This window comes from Microbacterium sp. 05N427, from assembly GCF_056397105.1.
In genome coordinates this window covers 14,264-40,676 of sequence record NZ_JBFTMT010000024.1, presented here as the reverse complement: position 1 = coordinate 40,676, position 26,413 = coordinate 14,264, and the positions used below count along the sequence as shown (strand labels likewise).

Below are 26,413 nucleotides of genomic sequence, written 5' to 3'. Positions count from 1 at the left end.
GCGGAGCGAGACGAAGGGCGCTCAGGAACCGGTGGTATCGGTCCCTGAGCGAGCGGAGCGAGACGAAGGGCGCGTCGTCGGGGTCAGTCGATGACGTCGGCGAGGTCGTAGCCGTCGACCGTCTCCAGCTGCTCGTACGTGCAGGAGCGGGGATCCCGGTCGTCGCGCCAGCGTTCGAACTGCACGGTGTGCCGGAAGCGCCAGCCCTCGAGCTGGTCGTAGCGCACCTCGAGCGCGCGCTCGGGGCGCAGACGTACGAACGAGGTGTCCTTCGACGCGCTGAAGCGTGAGCGCTCGCCGTCGCCCGTCACTGCGGCGCCCGACTCGTCCCGCTCCACGAGGGGCGCGAGGTCCTCGACCAGCTGCCGGCGCATCGCGTCGCTCCACGCGGCGACGCCGCCCACCTGGCGCAGCACGCCGTCCTCGCCGTACAGGCCGACGAGAAGGGATCCCACTCCGGATCCGCTCTTGTGGACGCGGTAGCCGAGCGCGACGACGTCGGCCGTGCGGGCGTGCTTGACCTTGAACAGGGTGCGCTTGTTGGGCGCGTACGGCTGGTCCAGTGGCTTGGCGACGATGCCGTCGAGCCCCGCGCCCTCGAACTCGGCGAGCCAGCGGCGGGCGGTGTCCGGATCCGTCGTCGTGCGCGTGAGATGCAGGGGGTGCGGCACGTCGGCGAGCAGGCGCTCGAGCCGAGCGCGGCGCTCGCCGAAGGGCAGCGCCTGCAGATCGTCGTCGCCGGCCGCGAGCAGATCGAACGCGATGAACATCGCGGGCGTCTCCGCGGAGAGCTTCTGCACCCGTGAGGCGGCGGGGTGGATGCGCTGGCTCAGCGCCTCCCAGTCCAGCCGCTGCGAGCCCTCCGGTCCGGTGGCGACCACGATCTCGCCATCGAGAAGGCACGGACCGGACAGCAGTCGCGGGATCGCTTCGACGAGCTCGGGGAAGTATCGGGTCAACGGCTTCGCCCCGCGGGATCCGATCTCGACGTTCTCGCCGTCCCACGACACGAGTCCGCGGAAGCCGTCCCACTTCGGCTCGTAGAGCAGGCCGTCGGGGAACTTCGCCGGATCCGGCACGGTGGTGGCGGCCTTCGCGAGCATCGGTGCAGGGATCTCGTAGCGCATGGATCCCATCCTGCCGCCCGGATCAGGATCCGAACAGGTCCCCGAGGTCGACACGCTCTCCGGTATCGGCCAGCGCGGTGCGCGCGGCGTGCCAGCCCGCCATGAAGTTCACCCCGGGGCCGGGCGGCGTCGCGGCCGACGCGAGGTAGACCCCGGGCATCGGGGTGCGCCACGGCGTGGGGGAGAGGACCGGCCGCACCACGGCCTGGCGCATCGTGAACGCGCCGCCGAAGATGTCGCCGCCGATCTCGGCCGGATTGAGATGCGCGCGCTCGCGCGGCGTGACGGCATGGCTCGCGAGGATGCGGTCGCGGAATCCGGCGGCGTATCGCTCGATCTGCCGGATGACGAGCTCTGTCGCGTCGACGTCGGAGTTCGCAGGTGCGTGGATGTAGGCCCACAGCACCTGCTTCCCGGCGGGTGCCCTGCTGTCGTCGAGCACGGAGGGCTGCGACACGAGCACGTACGGACGCTCCGACACCCGGCCCTGGGCGACGGCGTTCTCGCTCGCCCACACCTCGGCACGCGTGCCGCCGATGTGCACGGTCGGGGCGAGGGCGACGCCGGGGTTCGTCCAGGGCACCGGCCCGTCCAGCGCGAAGTCCACCTTCGCCGCCGCCGCGCCGTAGCGGTACGCGCGGACCGCCTTCGCATAGTGCGGAGGCACGTCGCGGAGCGTCAGCGCCAGCCGCGGGGAGGTGTTGAGCAGCAGCAGGTCGCCGCGCTGCGGATCCCCCCAGTCCAGCGCGGACAGGTCGACCACACGCGTGCCGGTGCGGATCGTGCCGCCGTGCGCCCGCAGATCCTCGGCGAGCACGTCGGCGATCCGCTGGGCGCCGCCGCGGGGGTACGCCCAGCCTCCCGCGTGCGCCTGGGCCATGAGCAGCAGGCCCGCCGCGGCGCCGCTCAATGCGGGCAGAGCGGAGTTCGCGTGCGCGACCACCCCCGCCACGAGTGCGGCCGCCTCCGGGGTGCGGAAGGTGCGCTTCGCCATCGCCGAACCCTGCTCGAGCGCGCGCAGCCCGTAGCGCACCGCGATGACAGGATCGCGGGGGATCCGCAGCAGGGATCCGCCCGTGAAGTCCAGGACGCCGTCGATGTGCGAGCTCAGCGGCCGCAGCATCGCGCGCCAGGCGCGGGCGTCGGGGCCGAGCGCATCGGCCGTGCGCTCCAGGTCGTGCCACGCGATCCCGGCGCGTCCGTCGTCGAGCGGATGCGCATATGCCGCTTCGGGAATGATCCAGTCGATCCGGTCGCGGCCGAATGCGCGGAGGAACGGCGAGGAGTAGGCGGCGGGGTGCACGGCCGAGCACACATCGTGCATGAATCCGGGCCGTGTGACTTCGGCGCTGCGCACGCCGCCACCGATCGTCGCGCCGGCTTCGAGCACCTCGACGGCGTAGCCGGCTCGGGCGAGCGAGACGGCCGCGGCGAGCCCGTTCGGCCCGCTTCCGATGACGGTGGCGCGGGGCATGCGGCCAGTCTTTCACGCACGCAGGCTGCGCCGAGCAGAACGTGGGATCCTTGAAGCAATATGAACGAAGTTCAGGGTCCCACCCCCACTGGCAGTTCCCGTCCCTACAAGTCGCTCGCCGAGGCACTGCGCGGTCAGCGCATCGACCCGGTGAACCACGACTTCATCCGTGCGATCGTCGAGGCCGTCGACATCAGCACGCTCATCGACCGCGGCCGCTACATCGAGGCGGTCCGGCGCGGCGAGGGCGCGGCCCTGCACATCGGGCGCACCTACACCAACGGCTTCACCGAGGAGGAGCAGGTCATCGTGGCCGGGCGCGTGCTGCCCCTGTCTCCGAGCGAGGGGCGGGCGCCGTACTTCTACGTCACGCACCCCAGCGAGCTGATCGATGCGCCGGCCGGCGCGCCGCGTTCGGTGCGCGCTGCCGGTACCCGTGCCCCGGCGAAGCCGAAGCCGGAGCCGCGCGCTCCCAAGGCGACCCCGCGCGAAGAGCGCGACTACGGCATCTGCAACGTGTGCTTCATGGTGAAGACGCCGTCCGGAGGCTGCGGCTGCGACTGAGCCTCATCACGGGCCCGCCCTTCGTCTCGTCGCTGCGCTCCTCGCTCAGGGACCGACGAGGGGCGACCGGGGCCCTCGTTGCGCTCCTCGCTCAGGGACCGATGAAGGGCGACCGTCAGGCGAAAGCGCTCATCCCGGTGATGTCGCGGCCGATCAGCAGGGCCTGCATGCTCTCGGTGCCCTCGTACGTGTGGATCGCCTCGATGTCGGCCATGTGCTGCATGACGCCGTTCTCGAGCAGGATCCCGTTGCCGCCGAGGAGATCGCGGGCGATCTGGGCGACCCGCCGCGCGGCACGGGTGTTGTGGAACTTCGCGAGTGACGCCTGTGTCGGGCGGAGCGTGCCCGCCTCGTCCATGTCGGCCATCCGGCGGCAGTACAGCTGCATCGCGGTGAGCTCCTCGAGCATGTGCGTGAGGCGCTCCTGGACCATCTGGAACTTCGCGAGCGGCTTGCCGAACTGCACGCGCGTCTTCGCGTAGGCGAGGGCAGCCTCGTAGCACGCGGTCGCGTGCCCGAGCGCGGACCAGGCGACGCCGGAACGCGTCGCGTACAGCACGGTCGAGGCGTCCTTGAAGCTGCGCGTGCCCGGCAGCACGGCGTCGAGGGGCACGCGCACATCGTCGAGGCGGATCAGCGCCTGGTGGATCCCGCGCAGCGACACCTTCCCGGTGATGACGGTGCCCTGATATCCGGGGCGCTCCTGCTCGACGAGGAAGCAGCGCACGGTGCCGTGCTCGGCGGCGCCTTCGTCGTCCACGCGTGCCCAGACGAAGGTGATGYCGCCGGAGGCGCCGTTGCCGATCCACTTCTTCGCGCCGCGCAGCACCCACTCCTCCCCGTCGCGGCGCGCGACGGTCTCGAGCGAGACGGAGTCGGATCCGTGATCGGGTTCGGTGAGCGCGAAGGATCCGAGCACGGAGCCGTCGGCGAGCGGGACGAGCCAGCGCTCCTGCTGCTCCGGGCTGCCGAACAGGGCGAGCGTGCGCAGGGCGAGTCCGCCCTGCACGGCGAGGACGGTGCCGAGGGAGCCGTCGCCGCGGGAGATCTCCATGTTCACGAGGCCCGCCGCGAGGGGGCTCATCAGGGTGAGCGCGGGGTGGACGATGCCGTCCACGACGAGGTCCATCTCGCCCATCCGGTGCGCGACCGCGAGCGGGTACTCCGCACGGTCCCACGCGTCCAGCATCTGCGGGCCGACCTCGTCGATGTAGGCCTGCGCGCGCTCCCAGTGCGCCCGGTCGGCGGCGGGGATGTCGGAGAAGACCTCGTAGTAATCGGTGCCGCAGCGTCCTGTCACGTCGTAGGAGGTGACGGCTTCGCCGGGGAAGACGGCGTCGTTGCTCATGGGGTCTCCATCCGGGGAGTGAGACTCAGTCTCAAGATTCATGAGACAGCGTACCGCCAATCGTCTGAATCCCGCGCACGCGGGAGCGCACGCGGGAGCGCACGCATGAGCGCACGCCGACGGGACCCGCCGCGGCTGCGGGCGGTCGGTCGGGGCGCGGGATCAGTCCAGTTGGTCGCGGAGGCGGCGGGTGATCTCGGCCATCGGCATCGAGCGGGGGAACACCGCCACGACGACCGCGTCCTCGCCCGGATCCGCCGCGGTGTCGGGATGGACCCCATAGCGGCGCAGCACGTCGTCGAGGGCGCGGCGCAGGGCGGCGGCCGACGTGCGGGATCCGCGGAGCAGCCGGCGCAGCACGTGGTTGTGCACGGCCGTCACGAGCGCGGCGAACCCGACCGCGTCGAGGGGATCCAGGTCCGGCATCGAGCGGCGCAGGTACTCGTCGAACAGGCGCTCGTAGCGGAACACGGTCACGATCTCGCGGTCGCGCAGTGTGGGCACCTCGCGCACCACCTGGTAGCGCAGACGCGCCATGTCCGGGTCGGCGGCGAAGGCGCGGAACACCATCAGCGACGCGTCGCACACGGCCGTCCACGGGTTCGCGTGCGGACGCTCCAGGTAGCGGCGCAGCCCGCCGAGGAGCTCCTCATGGTCGGCGAAGACGACATCGTCCTTGCCGCCGAACTGACGGAAGAACGTGGAGCGGGAGATGCCTGCGGCCTTGGCGATCTGCTCGACCGAGGTCGAGTCGAAGCCCTGGGCGGAGAACAGCTCGAGCGCAGCGCGCACCACGGCGGTGCGAGCGGGGGACACGTCGGCGTGCTCGGTCATAGGAGGAGCCTAGTTGTCCGGATCCTGCGCGGGGGCGTCGAGTCATCCGACGTCTCGGTGGCCAGACAGGCGGCGGTACACACGGTCAGGAAGCGTGATTCCGCGGTAGTAGGCTGGCCTATCGGGTCGACTCACATCGACACCCGACAGCATTTCCTGTCGCGTCCCATTCGTCGCAACCAGCGAAGGACTGCACGTGGATCTCTACGAGTACCAGGCACGAGACCTTTTCGAGAAGTACGGAGTGCCGGTCCTCGCCGGCATCGTCGCCGACACCCCCGAGGAGGTGAAGGCAGCGGCGGAGAAGCTCGGTGGTGTGGTCGTCGTCAAGGCGCAGGTCAAGACCGGCGGCCGCGGCAAGGCCGGTGGCGTGAAGGTCGCCAAGAACCCCGACGAGGCGTACGAGGCCGCCAAGGCGATCCTGGGTCTCGACATCAAGGGCCACGTCGTCAAGCGCGTCATGGTCGCCGCCGGCGCCCGCATCGCCCGCGAGTTCTACTTCTCCGTGCTGCTGGACCGCTCCAACCGCTCCTACCTGAGCCTCGCCTCGGTCGAGGGCGGCATGGAGATCGAGCAGCTCGCCGTCGAGAAGCCCGAGGCGCTCGCCCGCGTCGAGGTCAACCCGCTCGAGGGGATCACCCCCGAGAAGGCGCTCGAGATCGCCAAGGCCGGAGGCTTCGAGCCGGGCCTTGCCGAGAAGGTCGCCGACGTCTTCGTGAAGCTGTACGAGGTCTACAAGGGCGAGGACGCGACTCTGGTCGAGGTCAACCCGCTCGTGCAGACCGAGGAGGGCGACATCATCGCCCTGGACGGCAAGGTCACGCTCGACGACAACGCCTCCGAGGTGCGTCACCCCGAGCACGAGGAGCTCGCCGACAAGGCGACCGAGAACCCGCTCGAGGCCAAGGCCAAGGAGTCGGGCCTGAACTACGTCAAGCTCGACGGCCAGGTCGGCATCATCGGCAACGGCGCGGGTCTGGTCATGTCGACCCTCGACGTCGTCGCCTACGCGGGCGAGAACCACGGCGGCGTGAAGCCGGCGAACTTCCTCGACATCGGCGGCGGCGCGAACGCGCAGGTCATGGCTTCGGGCCTCGACGTGATCCTCGGCGACGAGCAGGTCAAGAGCGTCTTCGTCAACGTCTTCGGCGGCATCACCAGCTGCGTGGCCGTGGCGGAGGGCATCGTCAAGGCCCTCGAGATCCTCGGCGACGCGGCCACCAAGCCGCTGGTCGTTCGCCTCGACGGCAACCAGGTCGAGGAGGGTCGCGCGATCCTCACGGCCGCCGCCCACCCGCTCGTCACGCTCGCCGCCACCATGGACGAGGGCGCCGACAAGGCCGCCGAGCTGGCGAACGCCTGACCTTTCGACAGGCTCAAGGACCGGAAAAGGAACAAGGAACATGTCGATCTACCTCAACAAGGACTCCAAGGTCATCGTCCAGGGCATCACCGGCGGCGAGGGCACCAARCACACCGCGCTCATGCTGAAGGCGGGCACGGACGTCGTCGGCGGCGTCAACGCGCGCAAGGCCGGCACCACGGTCTCGCACACCGACAAGGACGGCAACACCGTCGAGCTGCCGGTGTTCGGATCCGTCGCCGAGGCCATCGAGAAGACCGGCGCGAACGTCTCGGTCGCCTTCGTGCCGCCGGCGTTCACGAAGGACGCCATGATCGAGGCCATCGACAGCGAGATCCCGCTGCTCGTGGTCATCACCGAGGGCGTTCCGGTCGGCGACTCCGCCGAGGCGTGGGCGTACGCGACCGCCAAGGGCAACAAGACCCGCATCATCGGTCCGAACTGCCCCGGCATCATCACCCCGGGCGAGGCTCTCGCGGGCATCACCCCGGCGAACATCACCGGCAAGGGCCCGATCGGCCTCGTCTCGAAGTCGGGCACCCTGACCTACCAGATGATGTTCGAACTGCGCGACCTGGGCTTCTCCACCGCGATCGGCATCGGTGGCGACCCGGTCATCGGCACCACGCACATCGATGCGCTCGCCGCGTTCGAGGCCGACCCCGAGACCAAGGCGATCGTCATGATCGGCGAGATCGGCGGCGACGCCGAGGAGCGTGCGGCGGAGTTCATCAAGGCCAACGTCACCAAGCCGGTCGTCGGCTACGTCGCGGGCTTCACCGCTCCCGAGGGCAAGACCATGGGCCACGCCGGTGCCATCGTCTCCGGCTCCGGTCCCTGTCAGCGCACCCTGGAGCGTGCGCTGACAGGGACGACTCCGTTCAGGACGGATCCGCGAAAGCTCGGCGGTGGGTGCCGGGGGTCGTGCCGTAGCGCGCCCGGAAGTGGTGTCGCAGCGTCACGGCGCTGCCGAACCCCGTGCGATGCGCGACGGCGTCGACGGGCAGGGCGGACGTCTCGAGCAGCCTGCGCGCCTCGTCGAGGCGCCGCTGCAGCAGCCAATCCCCGGGGCTCGTGCCCGTGCGATCGCGGAAGCGTCGGGTGAACGTCCGGCGCGAGAGGTGCACGGCCCCGGCCCAGGTGTCGATCGGGGTGGGCTCGGAGAGCCTCCCCAGTGCCCAGGCGATGGCCTGGTCGATCTCGTCGCCGTTCCGGTCGGCAGCGAGCGGACGGGAGAGGAACTGCGCCTGCGAACCCTCCCGGTGCGGGGCCATCACGAGGAAGCGCGCGAGGTCGGCGGCGACCGCACTGCCCAGCTCGGTGCGGACCATGTGCAGGCAGCAGTCCAGGGCCGCGGCGACTCCGGCCGACGTGACGACGTCGCCGAGATCCGTCCACAGCGCCTCGCAGCGCACGGTGACCTCGGGATGCCGCGCGGCGAGCCGTGGCCCCGCGGACCAGTGCGTGGAGACCTCCCTGCCGTCGGCGATGCCGCTCGCGGCCACGACGAACGCGCCGAGGCACAGGCCCAGGATCCGCGCGCCGCGGGCATGCGCCGCGCGCACCGCGTCGAGGAGGGCGGGGCTGGGCGCGACCTCGGGGTCCCAGCTCGGGATCACGACGAGGTCCGCGGTCGCGACAGCGTCGAGCCCGTCGACCACGACGAGGTCCAGGCCGGCCGCCGTACGCACCGGTCCAGGGACCTCCGCCACGGTCACCGTCCGGTAGGCGGCCTCGACCGAGCGCACGCCGACGCCGCCGAAGACCATGAGCGGCACGGACAGATGAAAGGGGCTGATCCCGGGGAAGGCGAGGACGGCGGCGGTGCGCATGGCCCGATCTTATCGAAAGGTGTCATCAGGGCCACTCTTACCAGGAGAGAGATGCGGACACGATGGATGCATGACCGAGAACTCCGTGACCCTCACCCTCATCGGCGGCCCGACCGCGATCATCGAATACGCGGGCCTGCGCTTGCTGACGGATCCGACGTTCGACGCGCCGCGCAGTTACGAGGGCGGCATCGCGCTGCACAAGCTGAGCGGGCCCGCGCTCGGCGCGGACCAGGTGGGCGCGATCGATGCCGTGCTGCTCTCGCACGACCAGCACCCCGACAACCTCGACGAGGCGGGGCGCGCCTTCCTGCCCCGGGCCGGCGCGGTGCTGTCCACGCCGGAGGCGGCCGGACGCGTCGACGGGGTGACCGGCCTCGCGCCGTGGCAGGCGCTTCGGCTCGGCGCCGTCGAGGTGACCGCGGTGCCGGCGCTGCACGGGCCGGAGGGCGCGGAGGAGCTCTCCGGCACCGTGACCGGCTTCGTGCTGAGCGCGCCGGGGGCTCCCGTGCTCTACGTCTCTGGCGACAACGCCTCGGTCGAGGTCGTCGCGGCCATCGCGGAGCGGATCGGGCGGATCGACCTCGCCGTGCTGTTCGCCGGAGCGGCCAACGTCGGACGCTTCGGCGACGCGGATCTCACGCTCAACGCGCGCACCGCGGTCGCTGCGGCGCGGGAACTGGGCGATGCCGTGATCGTGCCCGTGCACGCCGAAGGCTGGCACCACTTCTCCGAGACCCGCGAGCGCCTCGTGCGCGAGTTCGGCTATGCGGGCCTCGCGGATCGGCTGCGCGTGCCGGAGGCCGGAGTGCTCCTCGCGCTCTGACGGCGCGGGCCGTCCGTGCCGGTCGAGGCCGTCGGTGCACGTCGAGGCCCCCTCTGCGCGTCGAGGCCCCCTCGCCGTCGCGCCTCCCTGAGGGGGCTTCGACGGTGCGAGGGGGCCTCGACGTGTTGTGGGCGCGGCTCAGCGCAGCAGTGCCTCGATCGGGCCGCGCACGAAGTAGATCACGAAGCCCAGCGTCACGATCCAGAGCAGCGGGCTGATCTCGCGGAGCTTCCCGGAGAACGCGCGCACGAGCACCCAGCTGATGAAGCCGGCGCCGATGCCGTTCGCGATCGAGTAGGTCATCGGCATCACCGCAACCGTGACGAAGACGGGGAACAGCGCCGAGAAGTCAGTGAGGTCGATGTGCCGGATCTGGCTCATCATGAGCGCCCCGACGATCACCAGGGCGGCGGCGGCGACCTCGGTCGGCACGATCGAGACCAGCGGTGTGAAGAACATCGCGACGAGGAACAGCAGACCGGTCACCATGTTCGCGAGCCCCGTGCGCGCCCCCTCGCCGATGCCCGCGCCCGACTCGATGAACACGGTGTTGGACGAGCCGGATGTGAGACCGCCCGCGACCGCGCCGACGCCCTCGACGATGAGCGCAGAGCGCAGCCGTGGGAACTCGCCCTTCTCATCGGCGAGCCCTGCCTCCTTGGAGAGCCCGGTCATCGTCCCCATGGCGTCGAAGAAGTTCGTGAACACCAGCGTGAACACCAGCATGAGCGCGGCGACGGCCCCGATCCTGCCGAAGGCGCCGAACAGGTCGACGTGCCCGATCAAGGACAGATCGGGGATCGCGATGAGGTTCTTCGGCAGCGTCGGCTCGGTCAGCCCCCAGCCGCCGGGGTTGATGGTGTCCCCGTTCACCTTCGGTCCGAGGTGCCAGATCGCCTCGACGATCACCGAGATGACGGTGCCGGTCACGAGGCCGATCAGGATCCCGCCCTTGACCCGCATCGCGACCAGGATCGCGGTCAGCAGCAGCGTGATCACGAAGATCAGGGTCGGCACGGTCGCGACCGAACCGCCGATGCCCAGCCCTACCGGCGGGGAGTCGCTCTTGGTGGAGGTCACGAAGCCGGCGTTCACGAAACCGATGAACGCGATGAACAGGCCGATGCCGACCGTGATCGCGATCTTCAGCTGCATCGGCACGGCCGTGAAGATCATCCGGCGCAGGCCCGTCGCGCTCAGCAGCACGATGACGAGGCCGTTGATGACGACCAGGCCCATCGCCTCGGGCCAGGTGACCTCGCCGACGACCGAGAACGCGAGGAACGCGTTGATGCCCAGCCCGGCGGCGAAGCCGAACGGGAGGCGGGCGATGAGGCCGAACAGGATCGTCATGACGGCGGCGGTGAGGCCGGTGACGGCGCTCAGCTGCGCGAAGCCGAGCTGCGTGCCGGCGATGTCCTTCGACGTGGACAGGATGATCGGGTTGAGGATCACGATGTAGGCCATCGTCACGAAGGTGACGACGCCGCCGCGGACCTCGGCGCCGACGGTGGATCCGCGCTTCGTGATCTCGAAGAAGCGATCGACCGCGTTCTTCGGCTCGGGAGTGGTCTGGTCGGACACGGGCGGGGGGACTGTTGTCATGGGGGACCTCCGCGGAAAACCGTATCGCCCGGAAGACCCTCCTGTCCTCACCGCGCCGATCCGCGTGCCCCGCCGGGCCCTCGGGTGTTGAGCACGTAGGCTCGAAGCCGTCATGCAACGCCTCCTCATCGTGCTCCTGGCGGCGGTCGATGCGATCGTCGCGGCGGCCATCGGCCTCGCCGTGCTACTCGCGCCCCTCGCGGTGATCTGGGCGGTCGCCTTCGGCACGAACGCCGACTGGGGCGCGCTCTGGCCGAGCGCCGCGACGCTGTGGCAGTTCGGCCACGGCGTCCCGCTCTCCGTCGCCCTTCCCGACGCGCTGGTGAGCGCGGTCGGTCTGGATCGGTCCGCGGCGTCCTTCGCCCTCTCCGTGCCACCGCTGCTGTTCCTCGGCTTCACCGCGATCTTCGCGGCGCGCTCCGGGCGCAGGGCAGCGCTCGCCGGATCCTGGATCGCCGGCGTCCTGAGCGGAACGGCGACGTTCATGGTGATCTCCGCGCTCGCGGCGCTGACCGGCGGACTCGGAGTGCTGAAGGCGCCGCTCTGGCTCGCGATCCTGTTCCCGCCGCTGGTGTTCCTCTGCGGCGCACTCGCCGGGGCCGTCGCGACGGCATGGAGTGAGGGCGACGGCGGCGTCATCGACCGCGTCCAGGACGCGCTGGACCGCTGGCCCGACTGGGCCCACGTGCCGGGCGAGATCGTGCGCGGAGCTGCGGCCGCCGTGGCCGGCGTCCTCGGAGCCGCGGGTCTCGCGGTGGCCATCGCCGGAATCGTCCGCGGCGGGCAGAGCGTGGCGCTGTTCGAGTCGCTCCGTGCCGACGGCCTCGGCGTGATCGTGATCGGCCTGGCTCAGCTCGCGTACCTGCCGACGCTCGTGGCCTGGGCGGTGGCGTGGATCGCGGGCCCCGGCTTCGCGATCGGCGCGGGCACCGCCGTCTCGCCCGCGGGTACCGTGCTCGGCGTCGTGCCAGGGGTGCCGCTGCTGGGTCTCGTGCCGGACAGCCCCTCGCCGTGGGCGCTCATCGTCGTGCTGGTGCCGATCGCCGCAGGGGCGTTCGCGGGATGGGTGATCCGCTCGCGTCAGGTGTCGGCGGGAGCGGAGGCCGGGATCGGATCCCGCGCGGCGACCGCCGTCGGGATCGCTGCGCTCGCCGGCGGATTCGGAGCGCTGCTCGCGGCGCTGTCGCATGGATCCCTCGGCCCGGGACGGCTCGCCGTCGCCGGACCTGATCCGGGTCCTGTGGCGCTCGCCCTCGGCCTCGAGGTCCTCGTCGGCGCCGCGATCCTGCTGCTCGCACCGCGCCGCCACGGCCACGTCGACGCGGCCTGGATCGACGACGAGCAGCACCGATCGGCGGACCGTCTCGCGTGATCGGCGGCCGGGGCCTCCCGGCTAGACTGTCTGGGTGCTGACGGTCGCCGTACTCATCTCGGGCACCGGCTCGAATCTTCGTGCCCTCCTCGACGCGGCCGCCGACCCCGGATTCCCGGCGCGCATCATCGTGATCGGGGCCGATCGCGAAGCCGACGGGCTCGCGCACGCCGAGGCCTTCGGGATCCCCTCCTTCGTGGTCCCGTGGGAAGCGTTCGACAGCCGTGGGGCATGGGGCGCGGAGCTCGACGCGCAGTTGAAGGTCTGGCGACCCGACCTCATCGTGCTCAGCGGGCTCATGCGCCTGCTGCCGCGCGACGTCGTGGCGGCTTGGACTCCGAACATCATCAACACGCACCCGGCGTTCCTGCCCGAGTTCCCCGGAGCGCACGGCGTGCGCGACGCGCTCGCGGCCGGCGCGAGCGAGACCGGCGCCAGCGTGATCGTGGTCGACGACGGCGTCGACAGCGGACCGATCCTCGCGCAGGAGCGCGTGCCGGTGCAGCAGGGCGACACCGAGTCCTCCCTGCACGAGCGCATCAAGCCCGTCGAGCGACGTCTGCTGATCGACGTCGTCCGCCGTATCGCCGAAGGTTCCCTCGAACTCGGCGCCCGCCCCCACGATCTCGGATCCCCGCGGCCGCTGGCCGCCGACGAGAACTGACGCCTACCCGGAAGGAAACCCGATGGCCGGTCCCGCCCACGACCCGTCCCTCTACCGCCCCCGCGATGCCGTGCGCATCCGTCGTGCACTGGTGTCCGTCAGCGACAAGACCGGCCTCGTGCCGCTCGCGCAGTCGCTCGCCGACAACGGCATCGAGATCGTGTCGACCGGCTCCACGGCACAGGCCATCCGGGACGCGGGCCTCGCGGTCACCGACGTCGCCGCTGTCACGGGCGTCCCCGAGATGCTGGACGGGCGCGTGAAGACGCTGCACCCGGCGATCCACGGCGGCCTGCTGGCCGATCTGCGCCTCGAGGACCACGAGCGTCAGCTCGCGGAGCGGGGGATCAGCCCGTTCGAGCTCGTCGTGGTGAACCTCTACCCGTTCGTGCAGACCGTCGCCTCCGGCGCTGTCGGTGACGACGTGGTCGAGCAGATCGACATCGGCGGTCCTGCCATGGTGCGCGCCGCCGCGAAGAACCACGCCAACGTGGCGATCGTGGTGTCGCCGGAGTCGTATCCGTCGCTCGTGCGCTCGCTCGACGAGGGCGGCACCACGCTCGCCCAGCGCCGTGAGCTCGCGGCCCGCGCCTTCGCGCACACGGCCGCCTACGACACGGCCGTCGCGCAGTGGTTCTCCGACGGCACGCTGTCGAGCGAGAGCGAGCTGCCAGAGCACCTCACGATCAACGCGGAGCGCCTCGCCACCCTGCGCTACGGCGAGAACTCGCACCAGCGCGCCGCGATCTACACGCGCGCGGGCGGACACGGCATCGCTCAGGCGACGCAGCTGCAGGGCAAGGAGATGTCGTACAACAACTACGTCGACGCCGATGCGGCCCTGCGCGCGGCGTACGACATGGTGCACCCTGCTGTCGCGATCATCAAGCACGCCAACCCATGCGGCATCGCGACGACGGCGCCCAACGCCCTGGATCCGATCGCGAGCGCGCACCTGCGCGCCCACGAGTGCGACCCGGTCTCGGCCTACGGCGGCGTGATCGCCGCGAACGGCACCGTGACGCTGAAGATGGCGGAGAACCTCAAGGACATCTTCACCGAGGTCATCGTCGCCCCGGCCTTCGAGCCGGCGGCGCTCGAGGTGTTCAAGGCGAAGAAGAACCTGCGCCTGCTGCAGCTGCCCGACGACTGGCAGCAGGAGCAGATGGACGTGCGTCTCGTCTCCGGCGGCCTGCTGCTGCAGGACGCTGACCGGTTCCCCGACGACATCGCTTCGGTCGCCAAGAACTGGGAGCTCGTCTCGGGCGAGCGCCCGGACGACCTCGAGATGGAGAATCTCATCTTCGCGTGGAAGGCATGCCGCGCCGTGAAGTCAAACGCGATCGTGCTGTCCAAGGGGAACGCCACGGTCGGCGTCGGCATGGGTCAGGTCAACCGCGTCGACTCGTGCCGCCTCGCGGTCGAGCGCGCCGGCGACCGCGCGGCCGGATCCGTCGCCGCCTCCGATGCGTTCTTCCCGTTCGCGGACGGCGCCCAGGTGCTCATCGACGCGGGGGTCACCGCGATCGTGCAGCCGGGCGGATCCGTGCGGGACGAGGAGGTCGTGGACGCCGCCCGTAAGGCCGGCGTGACGATGTTCTTCACGGGCGAGCGCCACTTCTTCCACTGAGCGCGGCGGGCCGCCCCGTCTGAACTCTGCAGGACGATTGCACGTCGGCAGGACGGATCCACGGATCCTGTCCTGCCGACGTGCAATCGTCCTTTGTTCTTGTGCCGAGGATCCCGGACGAGCGCGCACTGTCGTGTCCGATTTCCGCGAGCCTGCGGGATTCGGACGTGTCAGAGTGGAGGCATGAGCTTCCCCGGAATGACCTTCGACGAGCGGTATCGCGCGATCGACGCGCGAGACACCCGCTTCGACGGACAGTTCGTCACGGCCGTGCGCTCGACCGGGATCTACTGCCGTCCGAGCTGTCCTGCCCGCACTCCCAAGCCCGAGAACGTCACGTTCTTCCCGACCAGCGCCGCCGCGCACGAGGCCGGCTACCGCGCATGCAAGCGCTGCCTGCCGGAGGCGGCCCCCGGTTCGCCGGAGTGGAACCTGCGCGGCGACGTCGCCGCCCGCGCGATGCGTCTCATCGCCGACGGCGTCGTCGAGCGCGAGGGGGTGCCGGGGCTCGCCGCGCGGCTCGGCTACTCCTCGCGCCACCTCACGCGGCTGCTCGCAGGGGAGCTCGGGGCGGGGCCGCTCGCGCTCGCCCGCGCCCACCGCGCGCACACCGCCCGGATGCTGCTGGTCGGCACCGATCTGCCGATCGCCGACGTGGCGTTCTCGGCGGGGTTCGCGAGCGTGCGCCAGTTCAACGACACCGTGCGCGAGGTGTTCGGCCTCGCGCCGGGGGAGCTGCGCGCCCGGCGCCATGGGCGCGATGCGTCCGCCGCCGCGACCGCGGTGCCCGGTGAGATCGACCTGCTGTTGCCGTACCGCAAGCCGTTCGACGCGGACGGCCTGTTCGCGTGGATGCGCGCACGGGCACTTCCCGGCGTCGAGGAGGCCGGCGAGCGCCGCTTCTCGCGGCAGCTGCGCCTCGACGGCGGGCCTGGCTGGTTCGAGCTGAGCCTCGACGCCGCCGACCGCCTGCACCTGCGCGCCCGCCTGGCGCAGCTCGGCGACCTCGCGCCCCTCGTCGCCCGCGCTCGGCGCCTGTTCGACCTCGACGCTGATCCGCTGGCGGTCGACGCCGCGCTGTCCGCGCATGAGCCGCTCGCGCCCCTCGTCGCCCGCGTTCCCGGCATCAGAGTGCCCGGCGCGGCGGATCCGCACGAGATGCTCATCCGCGCGATGATCGGGCAGCAGATCACGGTCGCCGCGGCGCGCACCGCGCTGACCGCGCTCGCCCAGGAGCTCGGGGAGCGGGTCGGATCCGTCGACGACGCACAGGGGGAGAGGATCCTCTTCCCGACCATGGCCGCGATCGCCGAACACGGGCATGAGGTCCTGCGAGGCCCCGCGGCCCGGATCAGAGCCGTGACCGGCGCCGCCGCCGCCCTCGCCGATGGCTCGCTGCAGCTGACGCTCGGCGACGACGGCGAGGCCCAGCGCGCCGCGCTGCTCGCGATGCCGGGGATCGGGCCGTGGACGGCCGACTATGTGCGGATGCGCGTGCTCGGCGATCCCGACGTGTTCCTGCCCGGCGACATCGCCGCCCGCGCGGGTGCCGGCGGCGCGGGGCTCCCCTCCGAGGCCCGGCCCCTGGATGTCTGGGCTGCCCGCACGGCGCCCTGGCGCAGTTACCTCACCGCGCACCTGTGGCGCGCGGTGCCGCCGAAGGCTGCGAAGAACGGCGTGCTCGTTGCGAAAGCCGCGCGCACGCCGAGCGCGGTGGATGCCGACCCCCTGGGCGTCCGCACCCCGACCACCAAGACCACCCCGACCGCCAAGACCACCCCGACCGCCAAGACCACCCCGATCACGGAAGGTTCGAAATGACCGCCATCATCCAGACCATCGACACCCCCGACGGGCCGTTCACGATCCTCGCCGATGAGCAGGACCGCGTGCTCGCGTCCGGATGGACCGCCGACCACGAGGCGATCCTGCACCGCATCGCCGAGAAGAACCGGCCCACGGAGATCGCCGAGGGCGCCACCACCGCGGCCGCCGCCGTCACCGCGTACTACGCGGGCGATCTCGCGGCGATCGACACCGTCCAGGTGCGCCAGTTCGGCACCGGCATGCAGAGTGCCGGATGGGAGGTGCTGCGACGGATCACCCCGGGCGAGCCGCTCACCTACACCGAGTTCGCCGTCGCCCTCGGCAAGCCGGGCGCGGTGCGCCCCGCCGCCTCGATCTGCGCACGCAACGCACCCGCCCTGTTCGTGCCCTGCCACCGCGTGCTGCGCACGGACGGCACCCTCGGCGGCTTCGCCTGGGGCGAGGACGTCAAGCGTCGCCTGCTGGACCGGGAGGCCGCGCACGCGATCGCGGCGTGAGCGGAGCCGGATCCGTCGGCCCTGTGTCGCCCGCGCCCCCTCCTGTGATCCGCGCCCCCTTCTGGGGGCGGCGACAGGAGGGGGTGCGGACGCGCAGAGGGGGCTTCGACGTGCTGGCGGTGTTCCGGCCCGCGGACGAAGCTACGCTGGGGGAGCGATCCCGCCCGGATCGCTCGAGCCGGAGGATCCATGAGCCGCGCCCTTGTCATCATCGACATCCAGCGGGACTACTTCCCCGGTGGCGCTTTCCCGCTCGTCGCGCCGGAGGCTGCGGCGACGGCGGCCGCGCGCGTGCTGGAGGCGTTCCGCGCGGCCGGCGAGCCGATCGTCCACGTGCGCCACGTGTGGGATGCGCCGGATGCGACTTTCATGCGTCCCGGCACGGAGGGCATCGAGATCCATGAATCCGTCGCACCGGCGCCCGGCGAACCGGTGCTCGACAAGACAGAGCCGAACGCGTTCCTGGGCACCGACCTCGAGGAGAGGTTGGACGCGCTCGCTCCCGACGAGGTCGTCGTCCTCGGCATGATGACGAGCATGTGCATCGACTCGACGGTGCGCGCCGCCGCGGAGCGGGGGCATGCGGTGCGGGTCGTCGCGGACGCCTGCGCCGCCCCCGACCTCGCGTTCGGCGACCTCGCGCTGCCAGGGGCGCAGGTGCACGCGACCTTCCTCGCAGCCCTCGCAGACGGGTTCGCGGCGATCACGACGGCCGACGACCTGATCAGGGCAATGCGCCGGATCGGGTGATCTCAGCGGAGCGCCGTCGCGGACGAGGCTGCATCGCCCGACCGCGACGACGTGAGCGTCTGGCCGCCGGCACCAATGACGCTCGTCGCCGTCGTCCGACCGGATGAACCTCCCCCTCCGCGCTCGCCGTAGGCTCGGCCCGTTCGGAGGAGGACGATGCCTGACATCGAGGAGTTCACGGCCGCGCTGCGCGGTCGGCTGGGTGCCCTGCGGGGTGCGCATGGTGTGCCGGCGGTCTCGGTCGCACTCGCCGTCGGGGAGCACACGGCGACGGCCGCGGACGGGATCCTGAATCTCGGCACCGGAGTGCCCGCGACGACGGACGCCGTGTTCCAGATCGGCTCGATCACCAAGACCTTCACCGCGACGCTGGCGATGCAGCTCGTGGATGACGGACTGCTCGATCTCGATCGTCCGATCGGCGAGGTGCTGCCGGGGCTGCGACTCTCGGGCGCCCCCGCGGATCCGGGCATCACCGCTCGCCGGCTGCTCAGCCACAGCGGCGGATTCGAGGGTGACGTCTTCGATGACACCGGAGCCGGTGACGGCGCCCTCCGCGAGTACATCGGACTGCTCGGCGACCGCACGCCTCGGCTGTTCCCGCCCGGGGCGTTGTGGTCGTACAACAACGCCGGCTACTGCGTGCTCGGCAGGATCGTCGAGGTCTTCCGCGGTCAGAGCTACGAGAGCGTGCTTCGTGAGCGGATCCTGGAGCCGCTGCGGCTCCGTCATGCGGCCGTGGATGCCGCGGAGGCCATCCTGCAGCGCACCGCCGTGGGCCATCTGACGCCGACGGCCGGGACGATGCCCACTCCCACGCCGATCTGGTCGATGGGACGATCGAACGGCCCCGCCGGCTCGATGCTCGCCATGCGCGCGGCCGATCTGGTCGCCTTCGCGCGGATGCACCTGAACGGCGGTCGGGCGGCCTCCGGAACCCGACTGCTCTCGGCCGCGGGCGTCGCGGCGATGCGGACGAGCCAGGTGCGCCTGCCGGATATCGCCCAGGGCATCGGCTGGGGTCTCGGCTGGGAGCTCTTCGACCACACGGGCGTCGCCCTGTTCGGCCACGACGGCAGCACGATCGGTCAGTCGGCACTGCTGCGGATCGAGCCCGGGCACGGAATCGTCGTTGCCGTCCTCGCCAACGGCGGGGGAGCACGGGGTCTCGCCGCAGAGATCCTCGGCGATGTGCTGCAGGAGTTCGCCGGGGCTGCTCGTCCTGGACTCCCCGTCCCCTCCGGTGAGCCGCTCGGCGACACCCGGCGATGCGAGGGGCGCTACGCCTCGGCGACGAGCGAGACCGAGGTCGTGCGTAGGCAGGACGGCTCGCTGATGATGCATCGGGTGCCCATCGGCGTGGCCGCGGAGGTGGGGGATCCGTCCTATCGCACGGCACTCGCGCGCTGGCGCGGCGACGTCTTCCTGCCCGTCGAGGCGGAGGGCGGCGTACGCCGGCCGGTGGCCTTCCTCGGCGACGACGGGTCTGGTCGCGCGCAGTTCCTGCACGCGGGCAGGGCGGATCGGCGGGTGTCCTCGTGACCGTGCTGCCCTTCGCGAGAGCCCTGCATCGGCGCGCCGTGGTCGCGGACGCCCACAACGATCTGCTCTGCGCCGTCGTGGCACGCCCGTCCGAGCGCTGGGGGAGCTTCTTCCGGGAGCGCTGGCTGCCGCAGCTCGAGGCGGGCGGCGTGGACCTGCAGGTGCTCCCGGTCTTCATCGAGGATCCGTACCGCCCTGAGGGGGCCCTGCGCCGCACCCTGCGCATGATCGAGGCCGCTCATCGCCTCACCGAGGAGAACGCCGGACGCGTCGCCCTGTGCCGTTCCGGCGAAGACGTCGACCGGACGATCGCGGACGGGCGGATCGCCCTGGTGCTKGCGCTCGAGGGCATGCCGGGGCTCGACGCCGACGTCGAGCTGATCACGACGATGCACCGCCTCGGAGTGCGCGTCGGCTCGCTGACCCACTTCGGCCGCGGCGCCTTCGCGGACGGATCCGCGGAGGACGCTGCCCGCAGCCGGCTCACCGGCGCGGGGGTCGCGGCGGTGAGCGAGATGGAGCGGACCGGGATGCTCGTCGACCTCAGCCATCTCGGCGCCGCGGGCGTCTCGCACGTGCTGGAGATCGCGACCCGCCCTGTCATCGCGACGCACTCCTCGGCGCGGGCGCTACGCGACCACCATCGCAATCTCTCGGATGAGCACCTGGCCGCGATCGCCGCGGGCGGCGGCGTGATCTGCGCGAACTTCTTCGCGCCGTTCCTGGACGACGAACCCGCCACGATCGACCGGCTCGTGGATCACCTGGAGCACATCGCGGCGATCGCGGGGAGCGAGCACGTGGGCCTCGGGCCCGACTTCGTCCAGGAGGTCATCGCCGAGACCACGCCGCCGTGCTGTGCGGTCACCGAGGTGCAGGGCGTCCCCGCCGATGTGTATCTGCCGGGGCTCGAGGGGCCCGAGGGCCTGCCTCTGGTCACGGWGGCGCTGCTGCGCCGCGGGTGGGCCGAGGCCGATATCCTCGGCGTGCTCGGCGGAAACCTGCAGCGGCTGTTCCGAGAGCAGCTCGGACGACCCTCGGTCCGCTGAGACCTCCGGAGGGTGCGAATCGTCCCGAAGAACGAACGGGGAATGCTCGGTTCGATCGAGTGGACGAACCCGGCGCGACCGCAGTGTCGCAGGATCATGGAAGAACAGGGCCGGCCGCGTGGAGCGGCAGGCGCAAGGGAGCGCGCAATGCTGACGATTCGAGACCTTTCGGTCGAGATCCGCGCGGGAGAACGGACCGTGCGTCCGATCACCGGCGTCGATCTCGACCTCGCGCGCGGCGAGACGCTCGGCATCGTCGGCGAGACCGGATCGGGAAAGTCGATGACCGGCCTGTCGATCATGGGGATGCTGCCTGGCGGATCCGTGATCACGAGCGGCTCCATCCGGTTCGACGGCGAGGAGCTCGTCGGCGCGGATCCGCATGCGTACCGGGCGCTGCGCGGGCGCCGGATCTCGATGGTGTTCCAGGATTCGCTGACGGCGCTGAACCCCACGAAGCGTGTGGGTGACCAGGTCGCGGAGCCCTTGCAGCTGCACGGCCTGGCGCGCAGGTCCGAGGCGCTGCGCCGGGCCGAGGAGATGCTGGCCCTGGTCGGCATCCCGCGACCGTCCGAGCGCATGCGCGACTATCCGCACCAGCTCTCCGGCGGCATGCGCCAGCGAGTGATGATCGCGATGGCCCTCATCACCGAACCCGATCTGCTCATCGCCGATGAGCCGACGACCGCCCTCGACGTCACGATCCAGGCCGAGATCCTGGACCTGCTGGGCCGGCTCAAAGAGCAGCTCGGCATGGCGATGATCCTCGTCACGCACGACATGGGCGTGGTCGCCCGTCACGCCGACCGGGTGGGCGTCATGTACGCCGGACGCCTCGTGGAGACCGGTCCGACCCGGTCCCTCTTCCGGAGCACGCGGCACCGCTACACCCGCGCGCTGCTCGACTCGATCCCGTCGCTCGAGCAGGATCGCGGCGTCGAGCTGTTCTCGATCCCCGGCTCGCCGCCGGATCCCGCTGAGACGGTTCCCGGGTGCCGTTTCGCGCCGCGCTGTGCGGCCGCCACGGATCGCTGCCGGACCGAGCGCCCGCCGCTCGAGGGCGAGGGAGGGCATGTCTTCGCCTGCTGGAACCCTGTCTCGGGCGCGTCGGCGGTGGCACCGGGCCGATCGCTTCCGCCCGCACCCGCGGAGGCGGGGTCCGCGGAATCCCGGCTCGAGGTGATCGATCTCGTGCAGGAGCATCCCGTCTCCGGCTGGGCTCCGAGGGGTCGCCGGCGCACGGTCAAGGCGGTCTCCGGGGTGAGCTTCGCCGTGCGGGCGGGGGAGACCCTCGGCCTCGTCGGAGAGTCGGGGTGCGGCAAGTCGTCGCTCGGACGCATGCTCGTCGCGATGGACCGGCCCACGGCGGGAGAGGYGCGACTCGAAGGGGCGAAGATCTCCGGCGTGAGCCGGCGCGAGCTCAGCGCCCGCCGAGCGAAGTTGCAGATGATGTTCCAGGACTCCGGCGCCGCCCTCGACCCGAAGATGACGATCGGCACGATCCTGCGCGAGCCGCTCACGATCCAGGGCGTCGGCACCGCGGCCGAGCGCACCGAACGGGTGACCGCGCTGCTCGACAGCGTCGGCCTCGGCCCGTCGATCCTGGAACGGTATCCGCACGAGCTCTCCGGCGGGCAGCGCCAGCGCATCGGGCTCGCCAGGGCTCTCGCGCTCGACCCTGACGTCCTCGTCGCCGATGAGCCGGTGAGCGCCCTGGACGTCTCGATCCGTTCGCAGGTGCTCAACCTCATGCGCACGCAGCAGCGTGAGCGCGGGCTCAGCAGTGTCGTGATCTCGCACGACCTCGCCGTCATCCGCTACCTCTCCGATCGGGTCGGGGTGATGTACCTCGGCAAGATCGTCGAGGTCGGGGCGACGGACGAGGTCTACGAGCGGCCGGCGCACCCGTACACCGCCGGCCTGCTCGCGGCCGTGCCGATCGCGGATCCGGATGCTCCGGCGCAGGACGGCGCGGGGCGCGTGCGCGGCGAGCTGCCGAGCCCCCTGGATCCCCCCAGCGGCTGCCGGTTCCGCACGCGATGCCCGCTCGCGACCGAGCTGTGCGCGACCGTGGAGCCGACGCTGGAGGCGGTCGGCGCCGGCCATGATGTCGCCTGTCACTTCCCGCTGCAGCCCAAGACCGGTGAGAAGGGCGACGCGCAGACCCTTGAAGCGGACCCGACCGAGACGGAGGCGGCGGCATGATCTCGTACCTGCTGCGGCGGATCCTGATCTCGCTGCTGGTGCTGATCGGCATCTCGATCGTGATCTTCGTGATGCTGCATTTCATCTCCGACAGCCCGGGTCGCGTCGTGCTCGGACCGCAGGCCTCGGCCGCCGCGGTCGAGGCGTTCAACCGCGAGAACGGCTTCGACCGCCCGCTGTTCGCACAGTACGTCGACTACGTCGTGCAACTGCTGCACGGCGACCTCGGGCGCTCGTACAAGCTGAACGAGGAGGTCTCGGTGCTGTTCGCGCAGAACGCCGGACGCAGCGCGGTGCTCTCCTTGTCCGGCCTCGTGATCGCACTGCTCATCGCGATCCCGCTCGGGATCGTCCAGGCCGTCCGACGCAACACCATCGTCGACCGCGCCGCCACCGGCATCGCCTATCTGCTCTATGCGACGCCGTCGTTCCTCGTCGCGCTCCTGCTGATCGCGCTGCTCAGCCAGCTCGTGCCGCTGTTTCCGGCGGAGGCCTCGCAGTCCACCTCGCCCTGGGTCGTGTTCACCGATCCGCGCGCGATGGCGCTCCCGCTGATCACCCTCGCCCTCACGAACGTCGTCGTCTTCTCGCAGTATCAGCGCTCCGCAGCGCTCGAGCAGCTCGGCATGGACTACATCAAGGTCGCCCGCGCCAAGGGAGCCCCGGAGCGGATCGTGCTGATGCGGCACCTGTTGCGCAACGCCTGCATCCCGCTGATCACCCTCGTCGGCGTCATGATCCCGACGCTGCTGGCGGGCAACCTCATCGTCGAGTCGGTGTTCAACTACCCCGGTCTCGGCCTCCTGTTCCTGAACAGCCTGCACCGGGAGGACTATCCGGTGCTGCTGGCCTACACCCTCATCGGTGGCGCCCTCACCGTGCTGGGCAATCTCCTCGCCGACCTCGTGGTCGCACGCGCGGACCGACGGATCGAGCTGAGCAGATGACCACCGCACACCCAGAGCTGTCCGAGAAGACCGAGGCCATCGTCCAGGCCGCGACCACGGCGCGACCTCTCCCGGCCCGCGCCGTGCTGCGTGCGCTGCGGCGCAGCCCGATGGCGGTGGCGGGGGCGTCGCTGCTCGCGCTGCTCGTGCTGTTCAGCTTCGTGGGACCGCTGCTGTATCCGACGAACCAGACCGACGTGAACCCGCTCGACGCGCTCCTGCCGCCGGGCGAGGGCTACCCGCTCGGCACCGATCCGAACGGCTTCGACGTACTGGGCCGGCTCATGCTGGGCGGGCAGGTGTCGCTCGAGATCGGTCTGCTCGCCGCGGTCTTCGCGACCACGCTCGGCACGATCTACGGCGCCGTCGCGGGGCTCGCCGGCGGCGTCGTGGACGGGATCATGATGCGGTTCGTGGACGTGCTGCTCGCGATCCCGTTCCTGTTCTTCGTGCTCATCATCGCGGCGCGATTCACCGCGACCCCGCTCACGCTGAGCCTCGTCATCGGCGGCTTCTCCTGGCTCGTGTCGGCGCGGCTCATCCGCGGCGAAGTGCTGTCGCTGCGGGTGCGCGAGTTCGTGCAGGCCGCGCGGCTCATGGGCGCGGGGGATCGCCGGATCATCTTCACGCACCTCATCCCGAACACGTTCGGCGTGATCATCGTGAACCTCACCTTCCAGGTCGCCGACGCGATCCTCGTGATCGCCGCGCTCGGATTCCTCGGCTTCGGGCTGAGCTATCCGGTCACGGACTGGGGCAGTCAGCTCTCGAGCGGCGTGGCCTACATCGCTGCCGGCAACTGGTGGCTCATCTACCCCGCGGGGCTGTGCATCGTGCTCGTGGTGCTCGGGCTGAACCTGCTCGGCGACGCGTTGCGCGACGTGATGGATCGGCGACGATGACCCGGCGCCGGGGTGTGTGTGTCCAGACAGGCGCGCCTCGCTGAAACTGTCCGGATGTCTGAACCGGCGGCTACCGGGGTCCTGCACTCTCGAAGCACGAGGATCCGAGTCGTCGTGGGCCCGCCCTGATCCGCACCACCCGACCGGCCCCCCGAAGAACCCGAAGAACCCGAAGAAGGAGCACAGCATGAACGCGCAGGTTCCCCGGAGGCGACGAAGCCTCCTGATCGCGCTCACGGTCGCGGCCGCGCTGATCACGACCGGTTGCACCGCCGGCGCCACCAAAGTCGACCCGTCGCAGTACCGCACCATCCCCGCGGCGAGCGGCAAGGCCGTCGACGGCGGGGTCGTCACGATCGCGATGACGCCGGGCCTCGCGCCGAACTACATCTTCCCGTACCCGCCGGCCGCGGCGAACGGCGCGGTGATCGGGAACGACCTGCTGTGGCGGACGCTCTACCGGGCCGACGTCGACGGCAAGAGCAATGCCGACACCAGTCTCGCCGCGGCGCCGAGCTACGCCGGCGACGGCCGCACCGTGACGATCACGATGAAGAAGAACAGCTGGTCCAACGGCAAGCCCGTCACCGCCGGCGACGTCGTCTTCTCGCTCGACATCCTCAAGGCCGCCGTCGCGCAGAGCGCAGCCAACTGGGTGTTCTACACGCCGGGGCAGTTTCCGGATGGAGTGACCGCGTCCGCCCAGGGATCCGACACCGTCGTGCTCACTCTCGAGAGGGCGTACAACCCCGCCTACCTGGAGTCGCTCCTGCAGCAGCTCGTCGTCATCCCTTCGGCGGACTGGAGCATCGCAGCGACCGGGGGACCGGTGCTGGACTACACGGATCCCGGGAACGCGAGCGCGATCTACACGTTCCTCACCGCACAGTCCTCCGACCAGGCCACGTTCGCCACCAACCCGCTGTGGCAGGTCGTGAACGGTCCGTATTCGCTGAAGAGCTTCGAGCCGACGACCGGTTCGTTCTCGTTGGCGCCCAACAAGGCCTACACGGGCCCGGGGAAGCACACGCTCACGCAGGTGGACTTCAAGGCGTTCACCTCGGCCGCGGCGATCTACAACCAGTATCAGGCCGGCACGATCACGGTCGGGCGCTTGGACTCCAGCTATTCCTCCAAGATCGAGGACCTGCGCAAGAAGGGCTACAACGTGTACGCGGCCCCGGCCCCCGCCCGTTCGGATCCGCTCGTGATCAACTTCGCGAACACCGCAGGCGGCTTCGACAAGATCATCGCCCAGCCCTACATGCGCCAGGCGCTGCAGCACCTCGTCGATCAACCCGGCTACATCAAGAGCCRCGGCATCTACAACGGCGCCGCGAGCGAGAACTACGCCACGGTCGGCCTGGGGTCGGCCTTCCCACCCGACTTCGGCGACAAGGCGCCGTACCCGTTCGATCCGAAGGCGGCGGAGAAGCTGCTGACCGCACACGGCTGGAAGGTCGACAAGTCCGGCACCACATGCGAGAAGCCGGGGACGGGATCCGACCAGTGCGGCGAGGGCATCGCACAGGGGCAGAAGATCTCGTTCACTCTCGCCTCCGCGAGCTCGCCGAGCTACGTCGGCGCGCGTGACCTCGCGTTCTCCTCGGAGGCGAAGAAGGTCGGGATCGACGTAAAGGTCCTCTCGAAGTCGCTGAACTACATGTACGAGAACTACACGAACCCCGGAGCGCCGGCGAACACGAACGAGTGGGCCATGCAGGACAGCGGCCCACTGGTCACGGGCTCGTACCCGACCGCGAACAGCGTCTTCAACACCGACGGCAGCTTCAACCTCGGCAGCTACAGCGATCCCGCGGCGGACAAGGCGATCGAGGCGAGCGTGTTCGGGTCCGACCCGAAGGCGCTGAGCGCGGAGACGACCCTGCTGTCGAAGGACCTGCCTGCGCTGTTCCTGCCCACCCCCGACAACCTCATCGTCTGGAAGAGCACGCTCGCCGGTCCGCCTGACACGTTCGAGGGCCTGCTGAAGTTCATCTACTCCCCTGAGCAGTGGTACTTCACCGAGAAGCAGAAGTAACCGTTCCGTAGACG

At 70.8% G+C, this 26,413-nt stretch carries 21 protein-coding genes and 1 pseudogene; 16 read left to right on the top strand and 6 right to left on the bottom strand.

Annotated features, from left to right (window positions below; genetic code table 11):
* Positions 1-83: 83 nt before the first annotated feature.
* Together AC1DG4_RS18010 and AC1DG4_RS18005 are read right to left on the bottom strand one after the other, a co-directional pair.
* Positions 84-1,127, bottom strand: a complete 1,044-nt coding sequence (locus AC1DG4_RS18010; protein WP_477380085.1) for an ATP-dependent DNA ligase — start codon at positions 1,125-1,127, stop codon at positions 84-86.
* Between the two features lie 22 nt (positions 1,128-1,149).
* Positions 1,150-2,601: a phytoene desaturase family protein gene (locus AC1DG4_RS18005; protein ID WP_477380083.1), complete on the bottom strand. Its 1,452-nt coding sequence runs from the start codon at positions 2,599-2,601 to the stop codon at positions 1,150-1,152.
* A gap of 60 nt (positions 2,602-2,661) precedes the next feature.
* Here AC1DG4_RS18005 and AC1DG4_RS18000 point away from each other — a divergent pair, with 60 nt between their 5' ends.
* A complete protein-coding gene (locus AC1DG4_RS18000; protein WP_477380081.1) occupies positions 2,662-3,165 on the top strand; it encodes a hypothetical protein in 504 nt (167 codons plus the stop codon).
* A 115-nt stretch (positions 3,166-3,280) separates the two neighbouring features.
* On the opposite strand, the gene AC1DG4_RS17995 is transcribed toward AC1DG4_RS18000, so the two are convergent.
* Both AC1DG4_RS17995 and AC1DG4_RS17990 read right to left on the bottom strand, forming a co-directional pair.
* Complete coding sequence (locus AC1DG4_RS17995; RefSeq protein WP_477421395.1) at positions 3,281-4,513, bottom strand: acyl-CoA dehydrogenase family protein; 1,233 nt, start codon at positions 4,511-4,513, stop codon at positions 3,281-3,283.
* A 162-nt stretch (positions 4,514-4,675) separates the two neighbouring features.
* Positions 4,676-5,347 (bottom strand): TetR/AcrR family transcriptional regulator, encoded by a 672-nt coding sequence (locus AC1DG4_RS17990; RefSeq protein ID WP_477380077.1) that lies wholly within the window; start codon positions 5,345-5,347, stop codon positions 4,676-4,678.
* A gap of 196 nt (positions 5,348-5,543) precedes the next feature.
* Here AC1DG4_RS17990 and sucC point away from each other — a divergent pair, with 196 nt between their 5' ends.
* Positions 5,544-6,710: an ADP-forming succinate--CoA ligase subunit beta gene (gene sucC / locus AC1DG4_RS17985; RefSeq protein ID WP_477380075.1), complete on the top strand. Its 1,167-nt coding sequence runs from the start codon at positions 5,544-5,546 to the stop codon at positions 6,708-6,710.
* Positions 6,711-6,750: 40 nt separating this feature from the next.
* A pseudogene (gene sucD, locus AC1DG4_RS17980) lies at positions 6,751-7,599 on the top strand (succinate--CoA ligase subunit alpha); the annotation flags it as partial.
* On the opposite strand, the gene AC1DG4_RS17975 reads toward sucD, so the two are convergent.
* On the bottom strand, positions 7,592-8,542 hold the full coding sequence (locus AC1DG4_RS17975) for a GlxA family transcriptional regulator (protein WP_477380071.1): 951 nt from the start codon (positions 8,540-8,542) through the stop codon (positions 7,592-7,594). The pseudogene sucD and the gene AC1DG4_RS17975 sit on opposite strands and share 8 nt — an antisense overlap.
* Before the next feature lie 70 nt (positions 8,543-8,612).
* Between AC1DG4_RS17975 and AC1DG4_RS17970 the strand changes: the two genes are divergently transcribed.
* The gene (locus tag AC1DG4_RS17970) at positions 8,613-9,368 is read left to right on the top strand and encodes an MBL fold metallo-hydrolase (RefSeq protein ID WP_477380069.1); all 756 of its coding nucleotides are present in this window, start codon (positions 8,613-8,615) and stop codon (positions 9,366-9,368) included.
* Positions 9,369-9,506: 138 nt separating this feature from the next.
* Here the strand turns inward: AC1DG4_RS17970 and AC1DG4_RS17965 are convergent, their stop codons facing one another.
* Entirely contained in the window at positions 9,507-10,973 is a 1,467-nt protein-coding gene (locus tag AC1DG4_RS17965) for an NCS2 family permease (protein ID WP_477380067.1), read from the bottom strand.
* A gap of 112 nt (positions 10,974-11,085) precedes the next feature.
* Between AC1DG4_RS17965 and AC1DG4_RS17960 the strand changes: the two genes are divergently transcribed.
* From AC1DG4_RS17960 to AC1DG4_RS17905, 12 genes are all read left to right on the top strand, one after another.
* Positions 11,086-12,345 (top strand): cell division protein PerM, encoded by a 1,260-nt coding sequence (locus AC1DG4_RS17960; RefSeq protein ID WP_477421394.1) that lies wholly within the window; start codon positions 11,086-11,088, stop codon positions 12,343-12,345.
* A 34-nt stretch (positions 12,346-12,379) separates the two neighbouring features.
* The gene (purN, locus tag AC1DG4_RS17955) at positions 12,380-13,009 is read left to right on the top strand and encodes a phosphoribosylglycinamide formyltransferase (RefSeq protein ID WP_477380063.1); all 630 of its coding nucleotides are present in this window, start codon (positions 12,380-12,382) and stop codon (positions 13,007-13,009) included.
* A gap of 22 nt (positions 13,010-13,031) precedes the next feature.
* Positions 13,032-14,639 carry a bifunctional phosphoribosylaminoimidazolecarboxamide formyltransferase/IMP cyclohydrolase gene (purH, locus tag AC1DG4_RS17950; RefSeq protein WP_477380061.1) on the top strand — a complete coding sequence of 536 codons (1,608 nt, stop codon included), beginning with the start codon at positions 13,032-13,034 and terminating at the stop codon, positions 14,637-14,639.
* A gap of 183 nt (positions 14,640-14,822) precedes the next feature.
* On the top strand, positions 14,823-16,460 hold the full coding sequence (locus AC1DG4_RS17945) for an AlkA N-terminal domain-containing protein (RefSeq protein WP_477380059.1): 1,638 nt from the start codon (positions 14,823-14,825) through the stop codon (positions 16,458-16,460).
* Positions 16,457-16,963 (top strand): methylated-DNA--[protein]-cysteine S-methyltransferase, encoded by a 507-nt coding sequence (locus AC1DG4_RS17940; RefSeq protein WP_477380057.1) that lies wholly within the window; start codon positions 16,457-16,459, stop codon positions 16,961-16,963. The genes AC1DG4_RS17945 and AC1DG4_RS17940 overlap by 4 nt, the downstream gene beginning before the upstream one ends.
* 189 nt (positions 16,964-17,152) lie before the next feature.
* Entirely contained in the window at positions 17,153-17,713 is a 561-nt protein-coding gene (locus AC1DG4_RS17935) for a cysteine hydrolase family protein (RefSeq protein ID WP_477380055.1), read from the top strand.
* 156 nt (positions 17,714-17,869) lie between these two features.
* On the top strand, positions 17,870-19,255 hold the full coding sequence (locus tag AC1DG4_RS17930; protein WP_477380053.1) for a serine hydrolase domain-containing protein: 1,386 nt from the start codon (positions 17,870-17,872) through the stop codon (positions 19,253-19,255).
* Positions 19,252-20,304: a dipeptidase gene (locus AC1DG4_RS17925; RefSeq protein WP_477421393.1), complete on the top strand. Its 1,053-nt coding sequence runs from the start codon at positions 19,252-19,254 to the stop codon at positions 20,302-20,304. The genes AC1DG4_RS17930 and AC1DG4_RS17925 overlap by 4 nt, the downstream gene beginning before the upstream one ends.
* 147 nt (positions 20,305-20,451) lie before the next feature.
* Positions 20,452-22,509: a dipeptide ABC transporter ATP-binding protein gene (locus tag AC1DG4_RS17920; RefSeq protein WP_477421392.1), complete on the top strand. Its 2,058-nt coding sequence runs from the start codon at positions 20,452-20,454 to the stop codon at positions 22,507-22,509.
* The gene (locus AC1DG4_RS17915; RefSeq protein WP_477380047.1) at positions 22,506-23,456 is read left to right on the top strand and encodes an ABC transporter permease; all 951 of its coding nucleotides are present in this window, start codon (positions 22,506-22,508) and stop codon (positions 23,454-23,456) included. The genes AC1DG4_RS17920 and AC1DG4_RS17915 overlap by 4 nt, the downstream gene beginning before the upstream one ends.
* Positions 23,453-24,358, top strand: coding sequence for an ABC transporter permease (locus tag AC1DG4_RS17910; protein WP_477380045.1), 906 nt, complete (start codon positions 23,453-23,455; stop codon positions 24,356-24,358). The genes AC1DG4_RS17915 and AC1DG4_RS17910 overlap by 4 nt, the downstream gene beginning before the upstream one ends.
* 187 nt (positions 24,359-24,545) lie before the next feature.
* Positions 24,546-26,399, top strand: coding sequence for an ABC transporter substrate-binding protein (locus AC1DG4_RS17905; RefSeq protein ID WP_477421391.1), 1,854 nt, complete (start codon positions 24,546-24,548; stop codon positions 26,397-26,399).
* Positions 26,400-26,413 lie beyond the last annotated feature (14 nt).